Source organism: Streptomyces sp. NPDC093089, assembly GCF_044754405.1.
In the GTDB taxonomy this organism is placed as follows: Bacteria; Actinomycetota; Actinomycetes; order Streptomycetales; family Streptomycetaceae; genus Streptomyces.
The window spans coordinates 198,683-225,546 of record NZ_JBIVPA010000006.1 but is presented as its reverse complement, the minus strand read 5'-3'; the positions used below and the strand labels follow the sequence as shown (position 1 = coordinate 225,546).

Annotated in this window: 30 protein-coding genes and 1 pseudogene; 19 read left to right on the top strand and 12 right to left on the bottom strand. The window is 73.5% G+C overall.

The features are described from left to right. Positions 1-52: 52 nt before the first annotated feature. Complete coding sequence (locus ACIQFX_RS16270) at positions 53-934, top strand: alpha/beta fold hydrolase (protein ID WP_402463428.1); 882 nt, start codon at positions 53-55, stop codon at positions 932-934. Here the strand turns inward: ACIQFX_RS16270 and ACIQFX_RS16265 are convergent. Next, positions 903-1,112, bottom strand: a complete 210-nt coding sequence (locus tag ACIQFX_RS16265; RefSeq protein WP_402463425.1) for a M23 family metallopeptidase — start codon at positions 1,110-1,112, stop codon at positions 903-905. The genes ACIQFX_RS16270 and ACIQFX_RS16265 overlap by 32 nt on opposite strands. Positions 1,113-1,399: 287 nt before the next feature. Here ACIQFX_RS16265 and ACIQFX_RS16260 point away from each other — a divergent pair, with 287 nt between their 5' ends. Genes ACIQFX_RS16260 through ACIQFX_RS16250 form a run of 3 tightly spaced genes read left to right on the top strand, consistent with a single transcriptional unit; the run spans position 1,400 to position 5,591 of the window. After that, complete coding sequence (locus ACIQFX_RS16260; RefSeq protein ID WP_402463837.1) at positions 1,400-2,569, top strand: tyrosine-type recombinase/integrase; 1,170 nt, start codon at positions 1,400-1,402, stop codon at positions 2,567-2,569. Beyond that, the gene (locus tag ACIQFX_RS16255; protein ID WP_402463422.1) at positions 2,566-5,049 is read left to right on the top strand and encodes a tyrosine-type recombinase/integrase; all 2,484 of its coding nucleotides are present in this window, start codon (positions 2,566-2,568) and stop codon (positions 5,047-5,049) included. Before ACIQFX_RS16260 ends, ACIQFX_RS16255 begins: the two co-directional genes overlap by 4 nt. After that, a complete protein-coding gene (locus ACIQFX_RS16250; protein ID WP_402463418.1) occupies positions 5,046-5,591 on the top strand; it encodes a DUF6262 family protein in 546 nt (181 codons plus the stop codon). The genes ACIQFX_RS16255 and ACIQFX_RS16250 overlap by 4 nt, the downstream gene beginning before the upstream one ends. 81 nt (positions 5,592-5,672) lie before the next feature. Here the strand turns inward: ACIQFX_RS16250 and ACIQFX_RS16245 are convergent, their stop codons facing one another. Both ACIQFX_RS16245 and ACIQFX_RS16240 read right to left on the bottom strand, forming a co-directional pair. Then, positions 5,673-6,605: a hypothetical protein gene (locus tag ACIQFX_RS16245; RefSeq protein ID WP_402463415.1), complete on the bottom strand. Its 933-nt coding sequence runs from the start codon at positions 6,603-6,605 to the stop codon at positions 5,673-5,675. A gap of 597 nt (positions 6,606-7,202) precedes the next feature. Continuing rightward, complete coding sequence (locus tag ACIQFX_RS16240; RefSeq protein ID WP_402463413.1) at positions 7,203-7,385, bottom strand: hypothetical protein; 183 nt, start codon at positions 7,383-7,385, stop codon at positions 7,203-7,205. Between the two features lie 409 nt (positions 7,386-7,794). Here ACIQFX_RS16240 and ACIQFX_RS16235 point away from each other — a divergent pair, with 409 nt between their 5' ends. Then, positions 7,795-9,231: a WGR domain-containing protein gene (locus tag ACIQFX_RS16235; protein ID WP_402463410.1), complete on the top strand. Its 1,437-nt coding sequence runs from the start codon at positions 7,795-7,797 to the stop codon at positions 9,229-9,231. Next, positions 9,228-9,719: a hypothetical protein gene (locus ACIQFX_RS16230; RefSeq protein ID WP_402463407.1), complete on the top strand. Its 492-nt coding sequence runs from the start codon at positions 9,228-9,230 to the stop codon at positions 9,717-9,719. Before ACIQFX_RS16235 ends, ACIQFX_RS16230 begins: the two co-directional genes overlap by 4 nt. Before the next feature lie 31 nt (positions 9,720-9,750). On the opposite strand, the gene ACIQFX_RS16225 is transcribed toward ACIQFX_RS16230, so the two are convergent. The 3 genes from ACIQFX_RS16225 to ACIQFX_RS16215 all read right to left on the bottom strand — a co-directional run bounded on the left by ACIQFX_RS16225 (position 9,751) and on the right by ACIQFX_RS16215 (position 12,423). Next, complete coding sequence (locus ACIQFX_RS16225) at positions 9,751-10,173, bottom strand: DUF350 domain-containing protein (protein WP_367820209.1); 423 nt, start codon at positions 10,171-10,173, stop codon at positions 9,751-9,753. A gap of 147 nt (positions 10,174-10,320) precedes the next feature. Then, entirely contained in the window at positions 10,321-10,923 is a 603-nt protein-coding gene (locus tag ACIQFX_RS16220) for an HdeD family acid-resistance protein (RefSeq protein WP_402463404.1), read from the bottom strand. 123 nt (positions 10,924-11,046) lie between these two features. Next, positions 11,047-12,423, bottom strand: coding sequence for a dipeptidase (locus tag ACIQFX_RS16215; protein ID WP_402463401.1), 1,377 nt, complete (start codon positions 12,421-12,423; stop codon positions 11,047-11,049). 171 nt (positions 12,424-12,594) lie between these two features. Here ACIQFX_RS16215 and ACIQFX_RS16210 point away from each other — a divergent pair, with 171 nt between their 5' ends. The 3 genes from ACIQFX_RS16210 to ACIQFX_RS16200 all read left to right on the top strand — a co-directional run bounded on the left by ACIQFX_RS16210 (position 12,595) and on the right by ACIQFX_RS16200 (position 14,628). Continuing rightward, positions 12,595-13,146, top strand: a complete 552-nt coding sequence (locus tag ACIQFX_RS16210) for a DoxX family membrane protein (protein WP_402463397.1) — start codon at positions 12,595-12,597, stop codon at positions 13,144-13,146. A gap of 83 nt (positions 13,147-13,229) precedes the next feature. Further along, positions 13,230-14,144 (top strand): glucose-6-phosphate dehydrogenase assembly protein OpcA, encoded by a 915-nt coding sequence (opcA, locus tag ACIQFX_RS16205; protein WP_402463394.1) that lies wholly within the window; start codon positions 13,230-13,232, stop codon positions 14,142-14,144. Positions 14,145-14,346: 202 nt separating this feature from the next. Beyond that, the gene (locus tag ACIQFX_RS16200) at positions 14,347-14,628 is read left to right on the top strand and encodes a hypothetical protein (protein ID WP_402463391.1); all 282 of its coding nucleotides are present in this window, start codon (positions 14,347-14,349) and stop codon (positions 14,626-14,628) included. Positions 14,629-14,781: 153 nt separating this feature from the next. Here ACIQFX_RS16200 and ACIQFX_RS16195 read toward each other — a convergent pair whose 3' ends face one another. The 3 genes from ACIQFX_RS16195 to ACIQFX_RS16185 all read right to left on the bottom strand — a co-directional run bounded on the left by ACIQFX_RS16195 (position 14,782) and on the right by ACIQFX_RS16185 (position 16,668). Beyond that, entirely contained in the window at positions 14,782-15,315 is a 534-nt protein-coding gene (locus tag ACIQFX_RS16195) for a TetR/AcrR family transcriptional regulator (RefSeq protein ID WP_402463388.1), read from the bottom strand. A 181-nt stretch (positions 15,316-15,496) separates the two neighbouring features. Then, positions 15,497-16,246 (bottom strand): hypothetical protein, encoded by a 750-nt coding sequence (locus tag ACIQFX_RS16190; RefSeq protein WP_402463385.1) that lies wholly within the window; start codon positions 16,244-16,246, stop codon positions 15,497-15,499. An 86-nt stretch (positions 16,247-16,332) separates the two neighbouring features. After that, positions 16,333-16,668 (bottom strand): MFS transporter, encoded by a 336-nt coding sequence (locus tag ACIQFX_RS16185; RefSeq protein WP_402463382.1) that lies wholly within the window; start codon positions 16,666-16,668, stop codon positions 16,333-16,335. A gap of 267 nt (positions 16,669-16,935) precedes the next feature. Between ACIQFX_RS16185 and ACIQFX_RS16180 the strand changes: the two genes are divergently transcribed. From ACIQFX_RS16180 to ACIQFX_RS16145, 8 genes and pseudogenes are all read left to right on the top strand, one after another. Continuing rightward, positions 16,936-17,421, top strand: a complete 486-nt coding sequence (locus tag ACIQFX_RS16180; protein ID WP_402463379.1) for a DUF2975 domain-containing protein — start codon at positions 16,936-16,938, stop codon at positions 17,419-17,421. Beyond that, positions 17,421-17,633: pseudogene (locus tag ACIQFX_RS16175) on the top strand (helix-turn-helix domain-containing protein); the annotation flags it as partial. The gene ACIQFX_RS16180 and the pseudogene ACIQFX_RS16175, both read left to right, overlap by 1 nt. Positions 17,634-18,001: 368 nt before the next feature. After that, positions 18,002-18,562, top strand: a complete 561-nt coding sequence (locus ACIQFX_RS16170; RefSeq protein WP_402463376.1) for a SixA phosphatase family protein — start codon at positions 18,002-18,004, stop codon at positions 18,560-18,562. Between the two features lie 182 nt (positions 18,563-18,744). After that, entirely contained in the window at positions 18,745-19,758 is a 1,014-nt protein-coding gene (locus ACIQFX_RS16165) for a glutathione S-transferase family protein (RefSeq protein ID WP_402463373.1), read from the top strand. A 231-nt stretch (positions 19,759-19,989) separates the two neighbouring features. Further along, a complete protein-coding gene (locus ACIQFX_RS16160) occupies positions 19,990-20,214 on the top strand; it encodes a DUF6479 family protein (RefSeq protein WP_402463371.1) in 225 nt (74 codons plus the stop codon). A gap of 41 nt (positions 20,215-20,255) precedes the next feature. Beyond that, positions 20,256-20,525 (top strand): hypothetical protein, encoded by a 270-nt coding sequence (locus tag ACIQFX_RS16155; RefSeq protein ID WP_402463369.1) that lies wholly within the window; start codon positions 20,256-20,258, stop codon positions 20,523-20,525. A gap of 912 nt (positions 20,526-21,437) precedes the next feature. Further along, positions 21,438-21,992: a hypothetical protein gene (locus ACIQFX_RS16150; RefSeq protein WP_402463367.1), complete on the top strand. Its 555-nt coding sequence runs from the start codon at positions 21,438-21,440 to the stop codon at positions 21,990-21,992. A gap of 16 nt (positions 21,993-22,008) precedes the next feature. Further along, positions 22,009-23,067 carry a hypothetical protein gene (locus ACIQFX_RS16145; protein ID WP_402463364.1) on the top strand — a complete coding sequence of 353 codons (1,059 nt, stop codon included), beginning with the start codon at positions 22,009-22,011 and terminating at the stop codon, positions 23,065-23,067. 250 nt (positions 23,068-23,317) lie between these two features. Here ACIQFX_RS16145 and ACIQFX_RS16140 read toward each other — a convergent pair whose 3' ends face one another. Both ACIQFX_RS16140 and ACIQFX_RS16135 read right to left on the bottom strand, forming a co-directional pair. Continuing rightward, positions 23,318-23,461, bottom strand: coding sequence for a hypothetical protein (locus tag ACIQFX_RS16140; protein ID WP_402463362.1), 144 nt, complete (start codon positions 23,459-23,461; stop codon positions 23,318-23,320). A gap of 193 nt (positions 23,462-23,654) precedes the next feature. Then, on the bottom strand, positions 23,655-24,806 hold the full coding sequence (locus ACIQFX_RS16135; protein WP_402463359.1) for a protein kinase: 1,152 nt from the start codon (positions 24,804-24,806) through the stop codon (positions 23,655-23,657). Positions 24,807-25,083: 277 nt separating this feature from the next. On the opposite strand from ACIQFX_RS16135, the gene ACIQFX_RS16130 reads away from it, so the two are divergent. Further along, a complete protein-coding gene (locus tag ACIQFX_RS16130) occupies positions 25,084-25,305 on the top strand; it encodes a DUF6458 family protein (RefSeq protein ID WP_402463356.1) in 222 nt (73 codons plus the stop codon). Positions 25,306-25,367: 62 nt separating this feature from the next. Next, positions 25,368-25,742 carry a PRC-barrel domain containing protein gene (locus ACIQFX_RS16125; RefSeq protein ID WP_402463354.1) on the top strand — a complete coding sequence of 125 codons (375 nt, stop codon included), beginning with the start codon at positions 25,368-25,370 and terminating at the stop codon, positions 25,740-25,742. Here ACIQFX_RS16125 and ACIQFX_RS16120 read toward each other — a convergent pair. Continuing rightward, a complete protein-coding gene (locus ACIQFX_RS16120; protein WP_402463351.1) occupies positions 25,697-26,215 on the bottom strand; it encodes a cupin domain-containing protein in 519 nt (172 codons plus the stop codon). The genes ACIQFX_RS16125 and ACIQFX_RS16120 overlap by 46 nt on opposite strands. Positions 26,216-26,864: the final 649 nt, after the last annotated feature.

Here is a 26,864-nt window from a genome sequence, read left to right as displayed (position 1 = left end):
GGCACCACGGACCCGGTGGCGTCGAGCCGGCAGTCAGGAGTCAGGAGCCGCCATGTTCACCTTCACCTCCCAGGACGGCGTCGTCCTCCACGTCCACACGTGGCTCCCCGAAGGGGAGGCGCGCGGCGTCGTCCAGATCGCGCACGGCATGGGCGAGCACGCCGCCCGCTACGCCCCGCTCGCCGGGCACCTCGCCGGGCTCGGCTACGCCGTCTACGCCGCCGACCACCGCGGCCACGGCCTCTCCATGCACGCGGGCCCCGGCCACTTCGGGAAGAACGGCTGGAACCTCCTCGTCGAGGACGTCGCCGCGCTCACCCGGATCGCCCGCGAGCGCCACCCCGGCGCCCCCGTGGTCCTCGTGGGCCACAGCATGGGCTCCTTCGCCGCCCAGCAGTACCTGCTCGACCACGCCTCCCTCGTCGACGGCGTCGCGCTCTCCGGCACCACGGCCCTCGACGGCTTCCTCGCCGGACTCGCGGACGCCGCCCGCCGGGCCGCGGAGGAGGGCGGCGGGAACGTCGAGGGCGGCGGGGTCTTCGACGCCTTCAACGCCGCCTTCGCACCCCACCGCACCGAAGCGGACTGGCTCAGCCGCGACGAGCGGCAGGTCGACGCCTACCTCGCCGACCCGCTCTGCGGCTTCGGCGCCGACGACCGGGGAATGGCCGACATGGGGGCGGCGGCGGCCCGCCTCGCCGCCCCGCACGGCATCCCCGCGGACCTGCCGGTCTGCGTCCTCGTCGGCGACCACGACCCCCTCAACACCCGGCTCACCCTCTCCGACCTGCTGGTCTCCCGGTACCGCCAGGCCGGCCTCACCGACCTGACCTACCGCACCTACGAAGGCGCCCGCCACGAGATCCTCAACGAGACCAACCGGGACGAGGTCGTCGCCGACCTCACCGACTGGATCGAGCGCGTGACGGGCTGAGCCCCCTCCGTCCCTGCGCGGGCACGCCGTGCCCGTGCAGATGGGCGAGCGGGTTCACGTCCGAGCCGAAGTACGGCGTGGTCCGCACCTCGAAGTGCAGCTGCGGACCCGTCACCCGGCCCGTCGCCCCCGACCGCGCGATCCGCTGCCCGCCCGACACGCTCTGCCCCCGTGCCACGTCGATCCGGGAGAACGGAACACCGGGTTCTCGGCGCGTCCCTTGGCGGCCGCCGGCGGCCGGCCGCCCCCGGTGGCCGCGACCTGCCGGCTCCCGTCGGTCGCGCGCCCGCCGCCGGGGGCCGCCGTGGTGGCCGCGGCGGTCGTGCGCCGGAGGTACGTCGCCCGGTTCCCTTTGGTTCCAGTAGGTGTCGTGCACTGTCGCGTCACCCTGGACGGTGAACCTGTGGCCGACAGTTCCTGAACCGGTGTCGCGGACGTCGCAGGTGTTGCTGAGATGCGCCCGTGATGGAGAACGAGAAAGTGCGGTTGCGGCCGTTCGTGGTGCGGATGCCGTCGGGTGACCGGTACTGGACGGTGCTGGACGAAGACGAGCTCGCGCCGATTGCCGAGGTGGATGAGTTCCTGCGGCACGTGCGGTTCGGCCGGGACCAGGCCGAGTCGACGACCGCAACGTACGCGGGCGCAATAAAGCTGTTCCTGACCTGGTGTGCCCGGTCAGGTCTCCACTGGCGGGAGTGCGCGGGTCGTCTCGGGTCGTTCATGTTCTGGCTGCGGCACGCCCGGCTGGATGGGGACCCGGTGGTCCCCGGCCCGGGGCAACAGCCGGTTCGAGGCCCCCGCCGGGTGAACACGATCCTGGCCGGGGTGCGAGAGTTTTTGAAGCACCAGGTCGCCGTGGGCAACGCTCCGGTGGCGGTGCTGGGCATGCTCTACGAAGTCGCTGATGATCGTGACCTTCCTGTCGAGGTTCGAGGTGAGGCGAGTGGTCCCCGCTACTACGCCCGGGCCCGGCATCGGGCCGCGGTCCCGGACGCACCGGTCGACCGGGCCAGCGACGACGAGGTGGTGGCCCTGCTGCGGGCCTGCCGGACGGCACGGGATCGGCTGATCGTGCTGCTGATGGCGCGCGCGGGTCTGCGCCGCGGGGAAGCGGTCGGTCTGCGCCGGGAGGACATCCACTTCGTCGTCAGTGCCCGACACCTGGGTTGTTCGGTGCCGGGCTCGCACCTTCACGTGGTGCGTCGGGACAACGGCTCGGGTGCGTGGGCGAAGTCGCGTCGGTCGCGAGCGGTACCCGTGGACTTCCTGGTGGTCCAGGCATTCGACCAGTACGCGGTGGAGCGTGCGAGGTGTGCTGAGGCGGCGCTCAGCGACATGGTGCTGGTGAACCTGGCCCGGCCGCCGGCCGGGGCACCGGTGAAGCCCGGGGCGGTCAACGAGTTGCTCGTGCGGCTCTCCCGGCGGGCGGGGCTGGAGCGGGTGGTCCATCCGCACTCTCTGCGGCACGCCTTCGCCACCAACGTGGTCGAGGCCGGTGCCGCCATCGACGAGGTCCAGCAATTGCTGGGCCATCGCTCGGTGACCAGCACCCAGGTCTACCTCCACCCGTCGCCACAGCGCCTGCGGGCCGCGGTCGACCGCGTGGGATCGCTCGTCGAGGGGGTCCGCTCATGAACAGTGAGGCCGCACTGGCACCGCCGCCCGACAGCGGGCGGGAGGACGCCCAGGCCGAGCGGCTGTTCTCGCGAGTGCGGCAGGACTTCTTGGTCGGGCTGGGCTGGGACGAGCCGCTGCGGATCGCACGGCCGTCGCCGGATCATCCCTTGATCGGGTACCGGTCCTGTGCCGTGCGGAACTGCATCGCGCCTGCCCGTCTGGGCGGTGCCGCTCCGCTGTGTGCCACCTGCCGAGGACGCTGGCGGGCCGGCGAGCAGGACTTGGAGGACTTCCTGACAACAGCGGTTCGGATCTTCACGGGCACCGATGGCCCGTGCCGGGTGCCGGGGTGCGAGCGGGTCTGGAGGTCGTTCGACAACCCGGTCTGCCTCAGCCACATGGATCAGAAGTACCGCCTCGGGATCGAGACGATCGAGGACTTCGTCCTCGATCCACGGGTGGGACCGAAGCCGGCTTTGGAGCCGTGCTCGGTGGCGGCGTGCCACCGGCAGAGTAAGGATCGCGGCGGATTCTGCGCGGGGCACCGCTGGAGCTGGAACGAAGCGAGGCGAAAGGATCCGGACGTCGATCTCGGGCTGTGGTCCCGGACCGCGCCAGCGGTCCACGACGGCACCTTGATCAGCTTTCGCGGATTACCGGACCTCGTCGTCGCCGAGTTGCTGTTCGGGACCCAGCAGCGCCTGGACCGGCACGTTCGGCTGCTGCACACGGCCTTCAAGGCCCTGTGCGACACGGCTCGCGCCCAGCAGGTCACCAGTCTGAGCCAGCTGACGGTTGAGGCGAACACGCGGATGGCGGGGGTGTGGAAGTCGATGACGGCCGACATCCGCGTCGGTCTGGCCACGCCGGAACTGGAGCAGCTGAAGGACGTGTGGGACGCGGAGGTCTTCGGGCTGGGCAAGGGCCGCACCATGAACTTCACCGGCCTGAGTCAGGAGTGGCTGCGGCGCGCGGCCAAGGCGTGGGTGGTGGATGCCATTCCCCGCCGCTACGGCCGGAACATCCCCAACTCCCTCATGTCCATGGTCGTCTGCTTGGAGCGGCTCTCCGACAGCCTGCGCATCAACCGCGAGGACCACGGGGACGCTCCGGAGCGGCTGCGCCGTACCGACGTTGAGGTCTTCCAGCAGCGTCTGGCCTACCTGGAGCACACCGGGCAGATCAGTCCGAACCTGCGGGTGACGATCTGCCGATGGTGCGCACGGTTCCTGCGCGAGATCCGTGAGATGGGTCTGACCCGGCCCCGCCAGATGCTGGCTGGGCTGCCCGACGACTTCTCGTTCCGCAAGGGCGACATTCCCCGGCCTCCAGAGGACGAGGGCGGCGGGCGGGCTCTGCCGGAGGAGATCCTGGCCCAGTTGTGCGCACGGCTGGACACCCTGGAGACCAGCCGGCGCAACGGCCGGTCGGGAGCCCCGGCCGGAGGGCGGCACGCTCGGATCGCGGTAGAGATCCTTATCGACACTGGCCGGCGCCCAGACGAGGTGCAAAAACTTCCCTGGGATTGCCTGGAGACCGACGCGGACGGCAAGCACGTCCTTGTCTACACCGACTTCAAGAACAACAGGCTGCGATGCCAGCTGCCGATCCCGGACACCACCGCCTCGATGATCCGCGAGCAGCGCGACCGCGTCCGCCGCCGCTTCCCGGACACCCCCACGGACCAGCTCGTGCTGTTCCCGAACCCGAACTTCAACCCGGACGGCACCAAGCCCTACCGGTCGATGTTCCTCTCCCAACTCCATCGCGAGTGGCTGAACACCATGCCGCCTCTGCTCACCGCCGCAGGGGATGAGTTCGACAAGGCACGGATCACGCTCTACGCCTACCGGCACAGCTACGCCCAACGGCACGCCGATGCCGGGACGCCAGTGGACGTGCTGCGGGAGCTGATGGGACACAAGACCCTCAGCACTACACAGACGTACTACCGGGTCTCCGAGAAGCGCACGCGTCAGGCCGTCGACCGCCTGGTCACCCTCCAGTTCGACCGACACGGCGGCCGGCTATGGGACGAGGCCAAGGCCCTCCTGGACCACGAGCACACCCGGATGCGGATCGGGCAGGTCGCCGTACCGTTCGGGATCTGCGCCGAGCCCAGCAACGTCAAAGCCGGCGGACACGCCTGCCCGTTCCGGTTCCGGTGCCTGGGCTGTGATCACTTCCGCACCGACCCCTCCTACCTTCCGGACCTGCGCTCCTACCTGGACACCCTGCTGCGGGACCGGGAACGGCTGGCCGCGGCCGACGAGCTCGACGCCTGGGCGCGGGCGGAAGCAACGCCGTCCGAGGAGGAGATCAGTCGCCTGCGGCGTCTGATCCGCAGGGTCGAGAGCAACCTCGACGCCCTCACCGACGAAGAACGGGAGGAGATCCGTCAGGCCACTTCGGCCCTGCGCCGGTCCCGCGCCGTACAGCTCGGCATGCCCACCCTCCGGCCAGCCGCCGGTGGCCTTCCACTCGAACGGGAAGCATGAAGCCAACTTCTCCGGCCGACCGGCTCGCCCAGGCCCGAACCGATGACTCCACCCGCCGCCGCAGGCGCGTGCTGGCCGCGATCGACGACCTGACCCGCGACGGCCAGCCGATCAGCGTCTCCGCCGTCGCCCGCTTGGCCGGCGTCCACCGCAGCCTGATCTACCGCCACGGCGACCTCCAGGCAGCCGTGGCAGCCAAGGCCGCCCAGCCACCCAACAACACCAACGGACCGCAGGTCAGCCGGAACTCCCTGCTGAGCGATCTGGCCAACCTAACCGAACGCAACACCCGCCTTGCGGGCCATGTGGCCCGCCTCGAACAACGCCTGTCCGAAGCCCTTGGCCAAGACGCCTGGCACGCCACTGGCCTCGGCGCTCCCACCGACACCGACACCCTCCAGCGGAAGATCGACCACCTTGAACAACAAGTCGCCGAGCTCCGCGACCAGCTCTCCGAACGCGAAGAAGACCTCCAGGCATCCCGAGCCACGAACCGCGAGTTGATGACCCAGCTCAACAGCACCCCTCACCGCCCCCGCTGACCTGCGAACCAGATACCAACCGCTGGTCGGTGGATCGCAGCCTTCGCTTTGGGGTGCGAGCAAGTCGGTTCCGCCCGGCGGTCAGGCGGGAACGCCAGCCCGGTCCAGGACGGCGGCCATATCGTCCTCGGGGAGCGCCGGGTTGGCACCCGCGCTGGATGCAAGTTCGGGGACGAGGAGGGCCTCGCGGAGCCGGTGGAACGGGAGGCGCGGGTCGCGGGCCGCCGCCTGACGCGTCCAGACGACGGGGTCGTGGCTGAGCCGTTCGATCAGCTCCGGCGTGGCGGCCGGATCCCGTACGGCCAGCCGGCGGTAGTTCCCGTCGGGGTGGTTCGCGTAGCGGGTGGCCAGGCCCTCGCGTGGAAACCGAGGGTGCGTCTCCGCCATCCAGGAGGAGAACGTCCCACCCAGCCGCGCAAACACCCGCATCAGGACCTCCTCCGGAGCGTCGGGGTGGTGAATGCCCAGGAGGTTCTCCACCACCGGGTCCTCGACGCGTGCGAGCAGGCGCAGCAGATCAGGCGGCAGATGGGGGCTCCGGGCGGCGGCGCGCTGGAGCAGCGGGTGGGCGGAGGTCGCGGCCCGGCGCATTACCTCTGGGTCGGCGAGCCCGTCCCGTACCCACCACACGCCGTTGCCCCTGTCGAGGTCCCCGGCCGTGAAGTCGATGGCCATGCGCCGCGTCTCGTCCAGCTCGGGCCGCAGGGAGACGGCGAGCCGTACGGCTTCGTCGGGGTCCACGGCGAGCCGCTCTACGAGGTCGGCGGGCAGCGACGGGTTCTCGGCGAGGGAGGTCAGGTGTGTCCGCTCGGCGACGCACCGCTCGGCGGCGGCACGGTCAAGGAGCCCGCGGCGCAGCGCCTCGGCGGCGGACTTCGGGTCGCGGAGGAGTTCGGCGGTCACGCGGGCGTCCCGCCGGCACTTCTGCAGCTCGGCGGCCCGCCGCACTTCGGGGTCGGGGTCGGCCAGCAGTGCCGACCGCTCGCCCGCCGACAGGGCCTCCCATGCACTCACCGCTTCCCGGCGCGCTGCCGCACGGTGATGAGTGGCCATCGATGCCGCGAACGATGGCGCCAGATGGGGCGACTCCAGCAGGGCCGTGCGTACGGAAGGATCCGGGTCGTCGAGCAGGCGGGCGCACACGGCATCCGGGAGCGGCGCGACCCTTGCGCGCGGGTCGTACACCTCGGGTCCGTATGCGAGAGCTGCCCGCACCTTGGGAGAAGGATCGTCCGCGAGCCGAGCCCGCTGTGCAGGCTCCGCCCTGGCACTCATGGCGAAATCAATCCGGGCCCCCGGGTTCGGGTGGGCCAGGATCAGCGCGACGGCCGACTCGGGGAGTCCGGCCCGGTGAAGAACGTCACGGGGCGGACGGTCACCGTCTGCCCCGAGGGCGAACAGGCGCAGCAGCAGCGGCGTCGGCAGCGCCGGATTTCGGGCCACTCCGTCCAGCGCGGATGCGTGGAACGCAACCATGATTCCCCTACCCCTGTGTGTTCCCCGACCGGTCCACGCCCATGATCTCGTATGCCATGCACGACATCTGTCGACCACCGTCGCACCGGTCCTTGAGACTTTGACCAGCACAGATGCCTACCGAGGGGAGGGCTCCTAGGTCACCAGCCCAACAGAAAGGCAGTGGCCGGTCCAGCGCCAGTCGCCGGCCTCGTTCCCGGACCAGTACCGGATGCCGTCCCAGCCCGCGTGCGCGGGAGCCGGTTCGGCCGCCGCGGTGCCCGCGGCCGGGCCGGCCAGGGCGACCGCGCCCACGGTGGCGACGACCGCGCGGCGCACGCCGTGCAGGGCCGCTCCGGCCCGCTGTCCGTCCGCGGCCCGGTGGCGGGCGGCCGCCCGGCCGGGCAGTGCGGGCCCCGGTCTCTCGTCGAGGTCGGGCTCGTCGGGCGGCGGCCGGCGGGGGAGGAGGGCCGCGCGCGGGGCGCGACCGGAAGAGGTCGTCCATCGGTATGCCGTCCGGTTGCCGGCGCACGCGGACGGGCAGGGGCCGCTTCGGTTGCTCGGTCATGTGGCCCTTCCGGCCGCACCGGGGAGAGGTGACGGCACGTCGGATGATCTTCACGCACCATCGTCACAGGGATGAATGTCCGAAATGTCGCGACAAAGGTCTCGAATGTCCAGGTCTCTGGTCCCTTGGCCAAGGCTTCACGGCGGGCCGTTGTCAGTGGGTGCCCCTACCGTTTTCCCCATGACGACGACGACCTATCTGGAGCTGTCGCAGGACGGCGGCGGTGCCCACAAGTTCTACGAAGTGACCGTCGACGACCTCGCGGTGTCGGTCCGTTACGGCCGGATCGGAGCGGACGGGCAGACCCAGCGCTCCACCTTCCCCACCGCCGCGAAGGCGCAGGCCGCGGCGGCGAAGAAGATCGGGGAGAAGGTCCGCAAGGGGTACGCCCCGGCGGTCAGGGGGCAGCGCGCCGCGCGCGCCGTGACCCGCCGCGAGGTGGCCTCCGCGCCCTCCACGGCCCGCGCCGTCGCCCCGGTCCTCTGGCGCTTCCGCACCGGCTCCGCGGCCTTCGGCATCCACGTCGACGAGGAGCGCTGCTGGGTCGGCAACCAGGCGGGGGACGTGTTCACGCTCGACCGCACCGGAGAGGTGCAGGCCCGCTTCAGCCTGCCGGACGGCGTCAAGTGCCTGGTCGCCGACGACTTCTGGATCTACGCGGGCTGCGACGACGGCAAGGTGTACGACCTGTCGTCCAAGCTCCCCTTCGCCGCCTACGACATCGCCACCGACGTCGACATCTTCTGGCTCGACATCCACGAGGGCGTCCTGCACGTCGCCGACCGCTCCGGCCGGCTGACCGTCATCGACCACGAGGACGAGCACCAGTGGGCCCGCGGCGGCCTCGGCGAGCACGCCTGGATGGTCCGCGCCGACGGCGACGCCGTCTACTACGGCGACACCAGGGGCGTCGCCGCCCACGCCCCGGACGGCGGCGGCGAGCTGTGGCACACCGCGACCGAGGGCGGCGTCCTCTTCGGCTGGCAGGAGGACACGGCGGTCTACGCGGGCACGTCCCGCAAGAAGGTCCAGCGGCTCGCGAAGAAGGACGGGCGGGTGGAGGCCGTGTACTCCTGCGACAGCCCCGTGTACTCCTGCGCCACCTCGCCCGGCGGCCGGTTCGTCTTCGCCGCCGACTCGGCCTCCTCGGTCTACTGCTTCGCCGAGGACGGCACCCGGCTGTGGAAGCTCGGCACGGGCGGCGGGTCGGCGCTCTCCATGCAGTACCGCGACGAGCGGCTCTACCTGGTGACCACGGACGGCTCACTGGTGTGCGTGGACGCGAGCGAGACGGCGATCGAGGCCGCCAAGGGCGGTACGGTCCCGGTCGCCCGGGACGTCAAACTGGCCGCCGCCCTGCCGGTGTACGAGCCGGCGACGACCGTCACCGCCGTGACCACCGTCCACGACGCCCCGGCCGGCTCGGTCGTCGTGGAGTGCGTGAACGAGTCCGGCAGGACCCGCGTCCGGGTCGTCTCCGCGGGCTACGACTCCGGGTGGAACGTGCAGTTCCCGCGCGCCATCCGGGAACCGGGCGCACGGTACGTGGTGGACTCCCTGCACCCCGCCGCCGGCGGCTTCTATCGCGTCCGCGGCGACATCCGGCGACTGCTGTGAGGGGCGGTCAGGACCCGCGGGACGGCGGCGGAGGCGTCTTCGAGGCGGCCACGGGGGACGGCCCTCCGCTGCCCGGGGCCGACGCCGAGCAGCGCTCGCGCGAGATCCGCGCCGCCGTCGACGGGCTGCTCCAGATCAGAAGGCTGACGGGCCGCCGGGGCGGCGACCCGAGGGCCGCCCCCGCCGACTGGGAGCGCCGGCAGCCGGTGCGCGCGGTCGCCCTCGCCCTGGAGAGCGGCGGGCTCGCCCCCTCGTCCGTCGACGGGTCCGGCGGCCGCGTCGGCACCGGATACCGGGTCGCCGCGGGGGAGCGGCCCGGCACGGCCGTGGTGGAGTGGCTCGGCCCGCCGGGCTCGGGCGCCGCCCGGGAGGAGGCGGCGGCGCTCGGCGCGTGCGTGCCCGCCCTGGCGCGGCTCGGCTGGGAGGCCCTGCTCTACCGGGGGCCGCGCGGCCGCCGCTTCCTCGAGGTGGAGCCGATGGCGGACTGACCCGGACGGCGGCGGACCGGGGTCGCGAGCGTCAGGCGATCGAGGCGGAGACGATCGCGGAGACCGCGATGTTGCAGGAGGCGGTCACCCAGACCGCCGGGTGCGGCTCGGGGTCGACGAGGGTGGCTCCGAGCTTCCCCGGCGTGACCAGGTCCACGACCAGGAAGGCCACCGCCATCATCGCCAGGCCGAGCAGTCCGAACGCGGCCGTGGAGACGAGCCCCTTGCCGAAGTCGTCGTACGTCGTCCAGATCGACGTGAACACGATCCCGCCGATGCCGAGGAGGGCCGAGCTCAGCAGGATCGACGCGTTGCGGTTGCGGTCCTCCCAGATCTGGCGCCCGAGCTTCCCGGGGGTCAGCAGGTCCACCAGCACGATGCCGAGGATCAGCAGGACCACGCCCAGGGCGCCGTAGGCGCCGGCCCGGCCGAGGCCGTTGACGATGTCGCTCATGGGGTGCCGGCTCCGAAAGATCGCGATCACGGGGGATCGGTGGTCAAGGACCGGCAAAATGTAGCGCACGCGTCAACGGCGACCGCCGCCCGCCCGGTGATCGGGCGGGCGGCGGGCGGTGGAGGTCCTCCCGTGAGGCTTCTCGGGTCAGGCCCCCGGCGGCAGGTTCTTGGCCCGTGAGCGCACCATGAACGCCGTGATCACCTCCACCGCGCCGACGGCGATGAGCCAGATGCCGCCGAGGAGCGTGAGGACCGTGACCGACTCCAGCGGCGACACGATCAGCACCACGCCGGCCAGCGCGCTGACGATGCCGAGGAAGACCTGCCAGCCGCGTGCCGGCATCTCCGGGTCGGAGGCCGCCGCCACGGTCTGGGTGATGCCCCGGAAGAGCCAGCCGATACCGATCCACAGGGCGATCAGCACGGCCGACTGCGTCGCGCCCTTGAAGCAGAACAGGCCCAGCAGGATCGAGAGCGTGCCGCTGATGAACGCCATGACCCGCAGCGCGGTGGACGCGTGCGTCCCGAAGGCGGCCACCAGTTGCATCACACCGCTGAACAGCAGGTACAGGCCGAACAGCACGCCCGCCACGAAGAGGGAGGCGTCCGGCCAGGCCAGGACCATGACGCCGAGGACCGCCGAGACGAGCCCGGCGATCAGCAGCACCTGCCACGCGACCCCGGCGAGCAGACCGAGGGGCCCGGGCGGCACTTCCTGATGCGGGGGTCGGTCATGAGTCTGTGTCATGGGACGGCACCGGTCCTTTCGTCGAGGACGGGAGTGGGGGAGGAGGAGTGGGAAGCGGGGGAAGTGGGCGGGCGCCGGTCGCGGGTTCAGCGCGCCGTACGGAGGCGGGCGCCGGTCGAGGGTTCAGCGCGCCGTGGCGTAGGAGCTCAGGAACAGCGCCTCGGCGAGCGCCATGTGCTCGATCTCCGAGGGGTCCACGCTCTCGTTCGGCGCGTGGATGAGGCAGCCCGGCTCCTCCACGCCGATCAGCGCGATCTCCGCGTCCGGGAAGTGCTCGGCCAGCACGTTGCACAGCGGGATCGACCCGCCCTGCCCGGACTGGACCATGTCCTTCCCGTACGCCTCGCGGAGCGCCGACCCGAGGGCCCGGTAGGCGGGACCGTCGGTGCGCGCGCGGAACGGCTGCCCGGCGCTCTCCGGCTCCACCTCCACCCGGGCTCCCCAGGGCGCGGCCGAGGTCAGATGGTCGGTGAGGGCGCGACGGGCTTCGTCGGCGTCGACCCCCGGCGGCACCCGCAGGCTGACCCGGGCCCGTACCTTCGCCTGCACGGCCGCCGAAGAGCCCACCACCGGCGGGCAGTCGATGCCGAGCACGGTCACGGCGGGCCGGGCCCACAGCTCGTCGGCGACCGAGCCCGTACCGACGAGGGAGACGCCGTCGAGGACGCCCACGTCGGCGCGGAACTGCTCGGGCGGATAGTCCACGCCCTCCCAGACGCCGTCGCCGGACAGCCCCTTGATCGCCGTGTTGCCGTGCTCGTCGCGCAGGCCGTCGAGGATCCGGACGAGCGCGGCGAGCGCGTCGGGTGCCGGCCCGCCGAACATGCCGGAGTGCATCTCGCCCTTGAGTGTGGAGACGGTGACGACGACGTTGGTGAGCCCGCGCAGCGAGGTGGTCGTGGTGGGCAGGCCCAGGGCGAAGTTGCCCGTGTCACAGATCAACAGGGTGTCGGCGGCGAAGAGTTCGGGCTGGAGCGGCACCAGTTGCTCCAGGCCGCCCGTGCCCTGCTCCTCCGAACCCTCCGCCACGAACTTGATGTTCACCGGGAACCCCCGGCCCTCCGGGCCGCCGAGTGCCCGCAGCGCCGTCAGGTGCATGGCGATGTTGCCCTTGCAGTCGGCCGAGCCCCGCCCGTACCAGCGCCCGTCGCGCTCGGTCAGCTCGAACGGCGGCGTCCGCCAGGCGTCGTCGTCCAGCGGCGGCTGCACGTCGTAGTGGCAGTACAGCAGGACCGTGGGCGCCCCCTCGGGACCCGGTGCGTGGCCGACCACCGCGTCCGTGCCGTCCGGGGTCGTCACCCGCCGCATGTCGCGCAGCCCCGCCTCGGTGAAGGCCCGTACGAGGAAGTCGGCGGTCCTGGCGCACTCCTCGGGCGGGAACTGGCGCGGGTCGGCGACCGAGCGCATCGACACCAGCTCCGTCAGGTCCTCCTTCGCCCGGGGCATCAGCGCCCGGACCTTCTCGCGCAGGTCTGCGGTCCCGTTGGCCTCGGCGGTCATGCTTACCCACTTCCCTCGGGGGTCGAAAGCCCACTCAGTCAAGCAACAGTGGCCAAACACCGCAAAAGATGACTCAAGCGGACCATTCGGTTGGTGGTTCGAAGGGCGCCGGGACGCGACCGGGACAAGAGTGGACGCGTACGCCTCCGCCTCCCGCACCTGGAGAACCTCATGGCCCACCTCAACCGACGCGACCTCGGGCTGCTCGTGCTGAGGGTCGGCACCGGCGCCGTCCTCGCCGCGCACGGCACCCAGAAACTCCTCGGCTGGTTCGGGGGCGGCGGCATCGAAGGCACCACCAAGGCCATGGAGGCCATGGGCTTCAACCCGGGCCGCGAGAGCGCCATCGCCGCGGGGCTAGGCGAGGCGGGCGGCGGCGCCCTGCTCGCCCTCGGCCTCGCCACCCCCGCCGCCGGCGCCGCCGCGGCCGGTGCCATGGCGGGTGCCGTCGCCGTCCACGCCCCCGCCGGCTTCTTCGCCGCGGCCGGCGGCTACGAGTACCCCGCGTTCCTCGGCTTCACCGCCGCCGCGATCGGCATCACCGGCGCCGGCCGCTACTCCCTCGACCACGCCACCGGGCACGTCCTCGACCGCCCCTGGGTGGTCGCCACCGCCTTCATCGGCACCGCCCTCGCCGCCGCCGCGGTGGTCGGCCGCCGCGCCGTCGAACAGGACGAAGGGGAAGCCGAACCGGAGCCGGGCCCGGAGCCTGAAACCCCCTGACGCTCGGGGAAGCCGGGGGACCCGCACGCGACCACCGCGCGGGAGGGTTAGGCTCGCCGCAGAGGAAGGGACGGGCGCCGCGCATGAAGATCGATCTGACGGACACGGACTCCAGCAGGATCAACAAGGCGATCCTGCGGGGTCGCAGAGCCGTCGGCACCCCCGCCGTCGGCGCCGTGCTCACCCTCGTCGTCGTCACCGACGAGGAGAACGCCTACGACGCGGTCAAGGCCGCCAACGAGGCCTCCCGTGAGCACCCCTCCCGTACGCTCGTCGTCATCAAGCGCCATAATCGGGCGCCCCGCGGGCGACAGGAGACCCGGCTCGACGCCGAGGTCCGGCTCGGCACCGACGCCGGGTCGGGCGAAACGGTCCTGCTCCGGATGCACGGCGAACTCGGCGCCCGCGCCGACTCCGTGGTCCTGCCGCTGCTCCTCCCGGACGCCCCGATCGTCGTCTGGTGGCCCGTCGACGCCCCCGAGGTCCCCTCCCTCGACCCCCTGGGATCGCTCGCCCAGCGCCGCATCACCGACATGTACGCGGTCGAGGATCCCCTCGCCGCCCTCGAAGCCCGCGCCGCCTCCTACGCCCCCGGCGACACGGACCTCGCCTGGACCCGGCTCACCCCGTGGCGCTCGATGCTGGCCGCGGCCCTCGACCAGGCGCCGCTCGCCACCGTGACGTCCGCCGCCGTCGAGAGCGAGGCGGAGAATCCCAGCGCCGAACTCCTCGCCCGCTGGTTCGAGGTCCGCCTCGGCGTCCCCGTCGACCGGGTCGTCACCGACGGCCCCGTCGTCACCGCCGTACGCATGGACACCGCCGACGGCGAGATCCGCATCGACCGGCCCGAGGGCCCGGTGGCCCGGCTCGCGATCCCCGGTCAGCCCAGCCGCGTCCTCGCCCTCAAGGTCCGCACCACCGCCGAACTCATCGCCGAGGAACTCCGCCGCCTCGACCCCGACGAGGCCTACGCGGCCGCCCTGCGCGGCCGCGCCTGACGGGCCGCCCGCCGAAGCCGTCGAACGTGACGCAGAAGGTCTCGACAGCGCCCCGTACGGCCCGTACGGCCCCGTCCGGACAGACACTCCGCGCCGTCGGGGTCACGAGGACACCGCCGGGACCGTTCGCGTGACATCCTCGGACGAACCGCCCACACCGCACACGGTCGTGGGCCCTCGTCGTCCTGCGCGGAGGGACTCCATGCTCATCAGCCACGCCGTGGGGACGGACGTCCTCCACGTGACCCTCCACTCCGACCTGGACGTCACCAACCGGGCCGCAGCGGCCCTCCAGATCCAGGCGCTCGTCCAGGCGCACCGGCCCGCGCGGGTCGTCATCGAGCTCCCGGCCGCCGATCCCACCCCCGCCACCCTCAGCGCCCTGGCCCGCGCCCACCGCATGTGCGCGAGCCTCGGCATCACCCTCTCCCTGGGCGGCGCCAGCCCCCGCACCCACCGCCTCCTGGACGTGAACAGCGCCTGAACCGCGGGGCGGGACGCACGCGTTCCCGGTGGCGCGCCCCCGGGCCGGCGCGCCCTCCCAGCCGCAACTCCGTCTGTCCGTAACTCCGTCCGGCCACAACTCCGTCTGTCCGCAACTCCGTCTGTCTGCAACTCCGTCTGTCCGTAACTCTGTTCAGCCCGCCGAACCGAGCACGATCCGGGCCGTGGCCTCCAGGAGTTCCCTGTCGGCGGGGCGGCCCAGGACGAGGATCCGGTAGTAGACCGGGCCGAGCAGCAGATCGGCGAGCCGGTCGACGGCGGCCGGGTCCTGCGCCCGGCCCGTGTGGCGTTCGAGCAGGGCGCCGAGTCCGGCCACGTCCCGCTCGCGCTGTTCGAGCAGGAAGCCCTCGCGCAGCGCGGCGGCCGCGTCCTTGTCGAGTTGCGCGTGGCCGAGCAGCGCCTGGAGCACCTGCCCGGCCGGCTCCTGGAAGAAGTCGGCGACGCGGTGCAGATGGGCGGTGAGGTCGTCGGCGGCCGTGCCCGCGGGCTCGGCCCACGCCAGGGCCTCGCGGGCGTCGTCGGTGAGGGCGTCGAGCAGGACGTCGACCTTGGACTTCCACCACCGGTAGATCGTCTGCTTGGCGACACCGGCCCGCGCCGCGATGCCCTCGATCGTCGTCGCCGTGAACCCCTGCTCCACCAGCAGGTCGTCCGCCGCGTTCAGCACCGCGAGGCGGATGCTCTCGCTGCGCCGGGGGCCCGTCCGGCTGACGACCGCGGACGGGGAGCGTCCGCTCTCGGATCCGGTCCGTCCGTCGGTCTTCCCTGCGGCACTGATGGTCGCTCACTCCTCGGTTCGTGCACCTCCCGCGATTCTGGCACGCCACCGCCCGCCGCCACCGTCCCGCTCACGTGCGCGCACCGTACGTCGCGCGCGTACGCGCACGGGTACGGGGCCGGACCAGACTCAGCAGCACGACCAGGGCGAGCAGCGCGACCACGGCGCTGAACACCGCTCCGGCCGGGCGCAGACCCGCCGCCCGGATCAGCACGCCGACACCGATCGCGGGGACGGCGAGCATCGCATAGAGGACGGCGAAGAACGTGGACACCGTGGCACCACGCCGCTCCGGGGCGCTCCGCGTGGCGATGCTCCCGACGCCGTGCCCGAGGGCGACGCCGGTCGCCAGCCCGTTCGCGGCTGCGCCGATCAGCAGCGGGACGAGGCTCTCGGCCGCCATGGCCGTGGCGATCAGCACCGCGGCGACGATCAGCCCCGCGCACGCCGCGGGCAGGGCGACCTCGGCCCGGAACCGACGCACCGCCAACTGCCCCAGCGCCGTGCAGGCGAAGGCGACGAAGACGACGAGCCCCGCGAGCGTGTGGCTCGACTCGTGGAGCACCCTCCCCAGGAACAGCCCCGCCACCGCGGTCAGCACACCCAGCACCGCGAACCCCGCCCCGGCCGCCATGGCCGCACGCAGGAAGTCCGACCGCATCTCCGCCGGGACGCGCAACCGCTGGAAGCGAAGCGTCAAGGCGGACCGCCGGGTCACCGTCTCGGGCGTCACCACCACACCGACGAGCCCGACCACCGCCAGCACCAGCATCACGATCCACGGGGTCCGCAACGGCTCCGGCGCGACATCGGCCGACATCCCCGCCAGCAACGTCCCGCAGGCCAACCCGCCCATGTTCGCCCCCCACGCCACCATCGGCGCCGGGACCCTTCCGCCCGACGGCATCAGCTCGGTGAGCGCCGCCGTCCCCGCCCCGTCACGAGCGCCGCCGAGAACCCCGACACCACCCGCGCCACCAGCAGCGCCCCCACCTGCTCCGCCCCCAGGAAGACCCCGGCCGCAGCCGCCGCGAGCAACACCGCCCCGATCAGCACCGGCCGCCGCCCCACCTGGTCCGACAAGCGCCCGAACACCAGCAGCCCCGCTACCACCCCCATCGCGTACACGGCGAAGACCACCGTCACCGTCATCGGCGAGAACCCGAACCGCTCCCCGTACAGCGGATACAGCGGCGTCGGCACCGTCGTCCCCGCCATCACCACCCAGAACACGAACGCCACGGCCCCCGCCCCGAACCGCCCTCTCCCCACCGAGCTCCCCGCACCCATCCGAGCACGGTCCTTCTTGTACGGCATGAGGCCAACCCTTCGACGAGACGCGTGAGGTCGCCGACGCGACGCGCACGTCAGTGAATGGACGAGGCGCTGCGTCTGACCTGGAGATTGGGCTAGACGTTGCGTCTACTCAATGGACTCCCGTCTCCGACCTCTTGCTGGACCTATCGAATATCGATAGATTCCCATCGTGAATCGATGGAGGGCTGGGTCATGGGAAAGCTGACGGTGCGCGCGCTGCGCGTCGTGCTCGCGGTGGTGCTCGCCGGCACGGTGGGGGTGCAGGTGCTGATGGTGTGGGCGCTGGCGACGGACCCGGAGGACGGGTCGCTGCCGCTGACGCCGCTGCGGGTGGTCACGATGCTGGGCATGGGGGCGGCGCAGGTCGCTTTGGTGTGCGTGTGGCGGCTGGTGACGATGGTTCGGCGCGGGACGGTGTTCTCACACGCCGCGTTCCGGTACGTGGACGGGGTGATCGGCTCGATCGTGGCGGCCGCCCTCGTGTGGTTCGCGGTGACGGCGATCAACGCGCCGGGCCAGCGGGAGGATCCCGGCGTGACGGTGATCATGGCCGGGGTGGGGCTGGCGATCCTGGGGGTCGCGCTGATCGTGCTCGTGCTGCGGATGCTGCTGGTGCAGGCCGTCGCGCGTGATGTCGAAGCGTCGCGGATGCGGGCCGAGTTGGACGAGGTGATCTGATGCCGATCGCCGTCGACATCGATGTGATGCTGGCCCGGCGGAAGATGTCCGTCGGGGAGCTCGCGGACCGGGTCGGGATCACGCCCGCCAATCTGGCCGTGCTGAAGAACGGCCGCGCGAAAGCGGTGCGCTTCGCGACGCTCGCCGCGCTCTGCGAGGTGCTCGCATGCCAGCCGGGCGACCTGCTGCGCTGGGAGGCCGAGGACGTGGCGGAGGCCGAGGACGAGGGCGTGGCGGAAGTCGAGGGCGAGGGCGTGGCGGAAGTCGAGGGCGAGGGCGTGGCGGAAGTCGAGGGCGAAGGCGTGGCCGAGGTCGCGGCAGAGGCGTGAGGTGCCCCTGCGGTCCGGGCCCCCGTCCACCACGCGGGAGCGGGCGCGTCCGACCGCCGTCCTGGCCGGCCGACGGCCTCGCCGCGGAGGACGGCGTCGCGCCGATGCCTGCCGCCCCCGCCCGTCGGTCCGGCTGACCGGGAGCCGTCGGCGGGGCGCCGCGCCGCCGCGCCGGTGCGTGCGGCCACCGAGACGGGGTAGGCGCACCTTCCGGAACGACCCGGAACCGTACGCGCGAGGAAGGAGACGCCATGTCCCTGGAATCCGGATCCCGGCCGGCGTCACCGGGCGGCGACGGCGCGACCGGGGTCCGACTGCTGCTGGTGCGCCACGCGAAGGCCGTGCGCAAGGGCCGGCCGGTCAACGACGTCGACCGTCAGCTGAGCAAGCGCGGCAGGGGCGACGCGCCCCGGACCGGGCGCTGGCTCGCGGACTTCGGTCCCGGGCCCGACTTCGTGCTCTGCTCACCGTCGCGCAGGACCCGCCAGACCTGGCGGCTCGCGGCCCCCGCGCTGGAGGACCCGCCGCCCGTCGTCTACGACGAGCGCCTCTACAACGCGCCGCCGAGCAAGCTGGTCTCCGTACTGGCGGAGCGGGCCCCGGGCCTTCGCACCGTGCTCCTCCTCGGCCACAACCCGGGGATCCACGAGCTGGCCGCCGCCCTGTGCGGGAGCGGCCCTCCTGACCTGCTGGAGCGGGTGAGGGCGGGCTTCCCGACCTCGGGAGTGGTGGTCGTCGAGGTGCCCGGCGGCTGGGAGCGCCTGTCCCCCGGCAGCGGAAGGGTGACCGCCTGCTGGTCACCGGCCGACTGATCCCGCCGACCCGTACGGAGGGGCCGGCCGGTTCCGCCGGCGGGCGGGCGGTTCCGCGGCCCGCCGGAGCCCCGGGCAGGAGGAGGTTCCGTGGCGGGCGGGAGCCACACACGGGAATGGGTTCCGTGGCGGGCCGGCGCCCCGCACACGAGGAGGGCACACGAGCAGGAGGGTGCGGAACGATGACCGGTGGCGGCTCGTACGAGCGCGACCGCACGTACATCACGACCCGGATCACGGCCGACGGGCGGGACGGTTACCCGGTGGAGCCCGGGCGTTACCGCCTGATCATCGCCCGCGCCTGCCCGTGGGCGAACCGGAGCGCGATCGTGCGGCGTCTGATGGGACTGGAGGGCGTGCTCCCGATGGGGATCGCCGGACCCCTGCACGACGAGCGGAGCTGGTGCTTCCACCTCGACCCCGGAGGCCGGGATCCGGTCCTCGGGATCGAGTGGCTGCGGGAGGCGTACGAGGCGCGCGAACCCGGCTACTCGAAGGGCGTCACCGTGCCCGCGATCGTCGACGTCCCGACCGGCCGGGTGGTGACCAGCGACTTCGAGCGGATCACGCTCGATCTGGGCGGAGAGTGGACGGCCCATCAGCGGGACGGGGCACCGGAACTGTATCCGGAGAAGTGGCGCGACGAGATCGACGACGTGGCCGGCAAGGTGTACCGGGACGTCAACAACGGCGTCTACCGGTGCGGCTTCGCCGGTGACCAGGCGGCGTACGACCAGGCGTACCGAATGCTGTGGGAGCGGCTGGACTGGCTGGAGGAGCGGCTCGGACACCGGCGCTATCTGGTCGGCGACACCCTCACCGAGGCCGACGTCCGCCTGTTCCCGACCCTCGTGCGCTTCGACGCCGTCTACCACGGCCACTTCAAGTGCAACCGGCACAAGCTGAGCGAACTGCCGGCCCTCTGGGCCTACGCGCGGGACCTGTTCCAGACGCCGGGCTTCGGGGACACGATCGACTTCGCGCAGATCAAGGCGCATTACTACGTCGTCCACCACGACATCAATCCGACCGGGATCGTCCCCCGGGGCCCGGACGTCCGCGGCTGGCTCGCACCGCACCACCGGGAGGAACTCGGCGGCCGTCCGTTCGGCGACGGCACCCCACCCGGGCCGCCGCCCCCGGCCGAGCGCGTCCCGCCCCTCGGCCCGGAACCCGATGCGGACTTCAACGGCTGAATGCGCGCTGACGGCCTGGAAGCGCCTGCGGGGGCCGGGGTCGCCGGGGGCTACGTACGGGGGCGGGCGAAGAAGGGGCGCCTCGCCTTCTCCCTGGTCACGTACGTCGCCGCCGCCTCGAACCGGACTCTCCTCCGGCTCGGTGCGCGCCGCGATTGCTGAGCCGATGCCGGGGTAGCCGCGCAGACATCACGCTTTGCCCCGTTTTCGTCCCGTCAGGAAGGCGGACCCATGCCCCTCGCCCCTGTTGCCGCATCCGGCCTCGCCGTGTCCGGATCGCCCTCGCTGCTCCTGATCCTGGTGGGAGCGGTGCTGGTGGTCGTGCTGCTCGCCGCGTTCTGGTGGGGCTCCCGGCGCGTCGCCCGCAGGCGGCGGAACGCCCGCGTCGCCCAGCCGCCGCCCGCGGAGGCGAGGCGGGATTCCTGGTCCGTCCCCGAGGAAGGGCCGGAGCGATGAGGAGGGACGCGTACGTACCGCGATCGAGCGGAGGACACGCCATGGGTGAGAAGAAGCAGCGCAGGACGGCAGAGGGCCGCGGCAGCCGGCCGCGCACCACGCCTGCCGACGCGGTGGGCGAGAGCGGCGACGAGGAGGCCCGGAGGGAGGCCGGCGAGGCCGTGTCCTCCGGCGGCCGGCGCGAGGCCGGGGAGCGCCGCGGGACCTCCGGCCGTGAGACCACCGACCGGCAGGGCGCAGGCGGCCACGCCGCCAAGAACCAGAGCCCCGGGGTGGGACGCGAGGAGCAGACGCGGGGGCACGACGGCTGACGGGCACGCGGGCGCCGGTGGGTTCGCCGGCGCCCGGGGTGCCGTTCGGCGAGGGGGACGAGAGCGGGGGACCGACGCCGTAGCCGGTCGGCCCGAGGGGCGGGTGGGGGTTCTTTCAAGCGTGCGGCGCTCCAGGGTGCGGTCGATCTCCACCGCGAGGCCGTCGAGGCCGCCGTCGGCGCGCCGGGTGCCGCGGCGGGCGGCCGGCGCTGCGGCGATGCAGCCACCGGACGCGAGGCCGCGGCCCAGGGCGTCCAGCAGCGTCGGACGCGGTACGTCTCCCGCCGGGCTGTGGCCGTACGCGCCCCCACCGATGTCGTACGCGGGCTCCGGGACGGCGCTGGAGGTCACCGGCGGACCCCGGTGACCCTCCCGTCGTGCGCCGGGGCGGGCTCCGGCGCGACCTCCGCCCTCGCTCCCGCCCTCGCTCCCGCCCTCGCTCCCGCTCCCGCCCTCGCTCCCGCTCCCGCTCTCGCTCCCGCTCCCGCTCTCGCTCCCGCTCCCGCCCTCGCTCCCGCTCCCGCTCCCGCTCTCGCCCTCGCTCCCGCCCTCGCTCCCGCTCCCGCCCTCGCTCCCGCTCCCGCCCTCGCTCCCGCTCCCGCCCTCGCTCCCGCTCCCGCCCTCGCTCCCGCTCCCGCTCCCGCCCTCGCTCCCGCTCCCGCTCCCGCTCCCGCTCCCGCTCCCGCTCCCGCTCCCGCTCCCGCTCCCGCTCCCGCTCTCGCTCCCGCTCCCGCTCCCGCTCCCGCTCTCGCTCTCCCGTCCGCTCGCCTCCGCAGGGCGGTCCGTCCTGTCCTGGCTGCCCGGTTTGCCTTTCCGGGGGAGGGGCACGCGGACCTCCATGGGTTCCGGGCCCCTGAAGGGCCGGGACGGAAGAGCCTGACTCCGAGAGAGAACGCGAAAGGGTGAGAGCCGATGTCGATCGGAATCGTCCTGGTCGTCGTCGCGGTCGTCGTCGTGGTGGGGTTCGCCGCCGGTGTGGCGGTGGACCGCCGACGGCGAACCCGACTGCGCGACCGCTTCGGACCCGAGTACGAACGGGTCGTCGAGGCGACCGGCGGCAGACGGGCCGCGGAGCAGGAACTGGCCGCCCGCGAACGCCGCTTCGCCGACCTGGAGATCAAGCCGGTGCCGGGCGAGGCGCGGGAGTGGTACGCGCGGCGGTGGATGCGCGTCCAGGAGGAGTTCGTGGACCGGCCCGAGGCCGCCGTCCGCGATGCCGACGGACTGGTGGCGGCCCTGATGCGCGACCGGGGTTACCCCGACGAGGGCTACGAGCAGCGGCTGCGCGACCTGTCGGTGCGGCACGGCCGCACCCTCGAGTACTACCGGGCGGCCCTGGAGGTCCTCGCGATGAGCACCCACGACGCCGCCACCACCGAACAGCTGAGGGGTGCGATGACGTCCTACCGCACCCTCTTCGACGACCTGCTCGCCGACGGCGAGCCGACCGGCACCCGCCGGTCCTGACGCGGAGGCAGGAGAGATGCGACACCACGAGACGTCCGAGCGCACGAACCGGGCGCCGGGGCGACGACACCACGCGAACCCGACGGGCGAGCGCCCCGAGCGGTCGGAGGGCCGCCCCGAGCCGGCGGGCGGCCCCGAGCCGCGGACCGGACGGGGCCGGTCCGGCCCCGGTCTTCCCGCGCCCGCGACGACCGGAGGCGACGCGGTGCACCCGCCGGAGCACAGCCCGGCGGTCGCACCGACCCCGCCCCGGCAGCCCGGCGCGGAGGAGGCGGACGGGCGCCGGCAGGCCGCGCCCCAGGTCGCGCCCCAGGCCCCGTCCTCCGCCCCGCCCGCGCCGTCGGGCCCCACGACCGGTTCGGCGGCCCCGGGCAGCCCGGCGGTCGCACCGACCCCGCCCCGGCGCGACCAGCCTCAGCAGGGCACGTCGCAGCAGGGTGGGCCCCGGCCGGGCGCGTCGCAGCAGAATCGGCCCCAGCAGGGTCTGCCCCGGCACGACCAGCTCCAACAGGGCGGGCCGCAGCACGATCAGTTGCAGCCCGGCCGGCCCGGGCGCGAGCAGCCCCGGCCCGGCGGTCCCGGCGGCCAGCCGCCCCCGCCCGCGGCGTTCCCGCAGGTACCGGCGCAGAGGACGCCTCCCGCGTACCCGCCGGCCGTGCTCCCGGCCCCGCCCCTGCCTTCCGCGCCGCCGGGCCCGGCGCCCGCGGCCCACGGCGGTCACGCCCGGCACGCCGCCCCCGCCCCGCAGGGGCCGGACGACGGACGCGCCGCGCGACCCGGCGCGGCCGGAGCGGAGGCGGAGGGCATCCCCGATCTCCTCGGCCCGGCCGAGGACGGGGAGTTCCGCCGCCGCTGGCACGAGGTCCAGGGCCGGTTCGTCGACGACCCCCGCCAGGCGGTCCACGCGGCCGACGTCCTCGTCGGGGACGTGATGAGGGCCCTGGCGGACACCTTCGCCCAGCACCGGCACACCCTGGAGGGGCAGTGGAGCCAGGGGATGGAGGCCGACACCGAGAGCCTGCGCCTCGCGCTCTGCCAGTACCGCGCCCTGTTCCAGCGCCTGTTGTCCAGCTGACGCCCGGGGGCGCACCCGTTCCCGCCGGCCCGGCGGTGCGATCGTCCTCGCGGCCCGCACCGCCGGGCCGGCGGCATGTCCGGCACCGGCTTCCCCGCGGGCGCTCCTCTCCGGCGATCCTGGCCGCGCGGCGCCTTCGCGCGGCGCCTTCGTACGGTGGTGGTGCACGCGCCGTACGCACACCGACGCCCCGCGCAGTACCTCGCGCGGGGCGTCGACGGTCCGGCGCTGAGGGCCGGGCGAGCAGGCGTCAGCGGTGGCGCAGCCTGCCGAACAGGCGGCGTGCCTGGGCGCGCCTGCGCGGGTCGGCCGTGGCGCGGCGAAGGGACGCCGCCGCGCCACGGCCCTGGGAGCTGCGGGCGAATCGCTTGATGCGGTCCAGCAACGCGGTCATGGGTTTCTCCTCCGATGTCGAACGCTCGGGGCGGTTCCCGAGAGGGCGCCACCTACGGGAAGAACGCGGGGAGGGGGCCGGTGAACCGCCTCCGGCCCCGGCCTTCGGTAACGCCCCCGCCTTCCTTCCGTGTCCTGGTACTTCGTGTTGCCCCGAGCGGCCGTCTCACACCCCCCAAGTTTCTGATGAAGCATCAGACATGGTTTCCCGGAAGGTCGTTCGCGTGGGGGAGTGGTGATGCCGGTGCGCTCGTCCGGGTCCGGGACGCCGCCCCGTCCAGGGGCGGGGGCGCCGCCTCGCCGGCGGGCGCGCTGCCCAGCGAGCCCGTCAGCGTGAGCCCGAGCGTGACGAGGGTCGCCGCCACGGTCCGCCCGGCGGCGGGCCGCCCCGGCCGGCCGGCGGGGGACCGGCGAGGCCTGGGCGACCGGTGTGACGGGTGTGACGGTTGTGATCGGTGCGAAGAGGGCGAACGGTGTGCGCCCGCCTCCCGGGAGCCGGGTGCGGCAGAGGGCGGGGAAACGCGTCCCGAGGTCCGCGGGTCGGCGAGGATCCGGGCGCAGGCGGAGGCGTCCGGGCGGGCCTCGGGGGAGCGGTCGGTCATCGCCGCGAGCAGGCGGGCGAGTTCCGCCGGGAGGCCGGGCGGCAGCACCGGAGGGCGGTGCAGGTGCGCCAGCGCCGCCTCCAGCGGCGCTCCGCCGTACTCCGGCTCGCCCTTGAGGGTTTCGAGCAGCACCAGGCCGAGGCTGTACACGTCGGCCGCGGGCTCCGCTTCGCGGCCCAGGGCCTGTTCGGGCGCCATGTACGAGGCGGTGCCGACGAGGGTGCCCGCGCCCTCGGGGGCGTCGTCCGCGGCCCCGACGCGGCGGGAGATGCCGAAGTCCGTGAGGTACGGGGTGTCCGAGCGGTCCAGCAGGATGTTCGACGGCTTGACGTCGCGGTGGACGACGCCGTGGGCGTGCACATGGGCGAGGGCCGAGGCCAGGGCGGCCCCCGTCCGGCAGGTCTCGGCGGGCGCGAGGACCCCGCGGGCGATCCGCCGCCGCAGGGTCGTCCCCCGGACGAGCTGCATCACCAGGAACGGCCGGCTCTCGTCGCGGCCCGTGTCGTAGAGGGTCACCAGGCCGGGATGGTGCATCCGGGCCAGCAACCGGGCCTCCTCGCCGCACTGGGCGTCGGTCCGGAGGGTGCCCGCGGGCCGGAACACCTTCACCGCCACGGGGCGCCGCAGTCGCAGGTCCAGCGCCTCGTACACGTCCGCCGCGCCGCCGCGGCCCAGGAGGCGGTCGAGCCGGTAGCGCCCGGCGACGGGGCGGGCCGTCCATGCGGCGTCCGGATGTACGGGCATCGCTCGGACCTGCACCGGGGCTCCCTGGGGGTGTGACCGGCCCTCTGCCGACGGGCCGGGAGTCGGGTGCGTCGCCCGCCGGTGCGTGCGCGGGCCCGCGGCTGAACGCGTGCCCCGTCCGTCCATGAACATCCGCTGGAAGAAGGCGAATCGACGGTTCCGGTGTGTCTCCGGGCCGGGAGGGGCCCGATCCGAACGTCTCCGTGTACGGCGGAATGATCCACCGGGACCCGGGTACGCGGACGATGTCCAACCCGCAGGGGAGGAGCAGACAACCATGGGTCTGGGACTGTTCATCATCATGATCGCCGTCGGCGCCATCCTCACGTTCGCGACCGACTGGGAGCTCGAAGCGGTCGACCTCGATCTGGTCGGCCTGATCCTGATGGGCGTCGGCCTGCTCGGGACCGCCGTCTGCACCAGCGTTCTGCGCCGCCGCCGGATGGTGGTCCCGCCGGTGGCGCCCACGGTCACCGACGACCGTCGTGACCTGCTCTGAGGCGGCCCGCACGTCCGGTGCCGCCCGCCCCGCACGAACACAGCGACAGAGGAGTGACAGCGATGACCGACCATCTGTGGTCCTTCAGCACCGAGTCCGGCCACCTGGCGGGTACCGACCTGACCGGGTGGCGCGTCGAGGCCTCCGACGGGCACATCGGCAAGGTGGACAAGCACTCCGACGAGGTGGACGACTCCTACCTGGTCGTCGACACCGGCGTCTGGATCTTCGGCAAGGAGGTGCTCGTCCCGGCCCGGGCGGTGACCCGCGTCGACCTGGAGGAGCGGTCCCTCCACCTCGCCCTGTCGAAGGAACAGGTGAAGGACTCGCCCGAGTTCGTCTCCGACAAGCACCTCGCGGACCGTCAGTACCGCGAGGAGATCGGTCAGTACTACCGCGCCTCCTGGCCCTTCGGGGGAGGCATGGGCGGCTTCTGACGCCCGAGGGACTCCGCCCCTGAGGGGTCGACGGAACCGGCGGGCGAAGAGCTCGGGTCCGTCCACCTCTCCCCGCCGTCGGCCCCGCGGCCACCCACCACGCCACGCGCCGACGGCCTTGCGACCGCCCCGCTCGGGCCGCCTCTCGATGCGGGGCGGTCGCATGCCCGCGGCCGTCCTTCGGCGGGCTGCTTCAGCTCGATCTCGACGAACGCCAGCGGGGCGGAGCCCGCGTTGACGACCTCGTGTTCGCCGCCGGCCGGGCGGGCGTAGGACTCGCCCGCCCGGAGCTCGGAGACGGTGACCGTGCCGTCGGCACCGACCACCCGGATCCGCCCGTCCGTGACGGGGACGACGACGTAGTCGTACGCATGGACGTGGCGGCCGGTGGACTGACCGGCTTCGAAGTCCCATCGGGTCACGCGGGTCCGGTCGTCCTCGTGCTGGATGCTCGCGCGGGCCGTGGTGGTCACGGGGCGCTCCTTTCGTCGTCGTCTCCGTGCGCCGGCGGAGCGGAGCCGCCGGCGCCCCGGGCAGCAGGCGAGCCGCCCGGGCCCCGCCCCGGCGGAACCGTACCGGGTGGCATGGATCCCGGTCGGCGGGGCATGCGGATGTCGAGCGACGGGACACGCTCACGCCGGACGATCCACGGTTCCCCCTTCCCGTGGGTCGGCGGCACCCGCGAGCGGCCCGCACCCGTTGGAGGTGCGGGCCGCTCGCACGCCGTCCCGAGCCGGCCCGCCGGGGCACGTCTCCCCGAGCCCGCGCCCCGGGACGGCGTGCCCCGGCGGGCCGGACCGCCGAGCGGTCTCCCCGCATCCTCGGGGTTTGAATCCTCGGGGTTCGACCCCGAGAAGAGCGGCAAGACGAACTGGTGCGCACTGGAAGCAGGGTGACGGGCAATCAGCCCGCGGAACCCATGCAGGAGGCGCTCATGTCGAACCCGACCCGACCCGACCCGAGTCCTCGTCCGCGTGGCGCCGTGGCCCGCGCGCTCCGGCGGTTCGCCGAGGCAGAGCCCTCCTCACCGGTCCGCCCGCTCCGTCGCCCGACCCGCTCTCCGGTGACGCCGCCGTCGCGGCCGCCGGAGGCCGCAGTCCCGTCCGAGGACCCCAGTGCCTC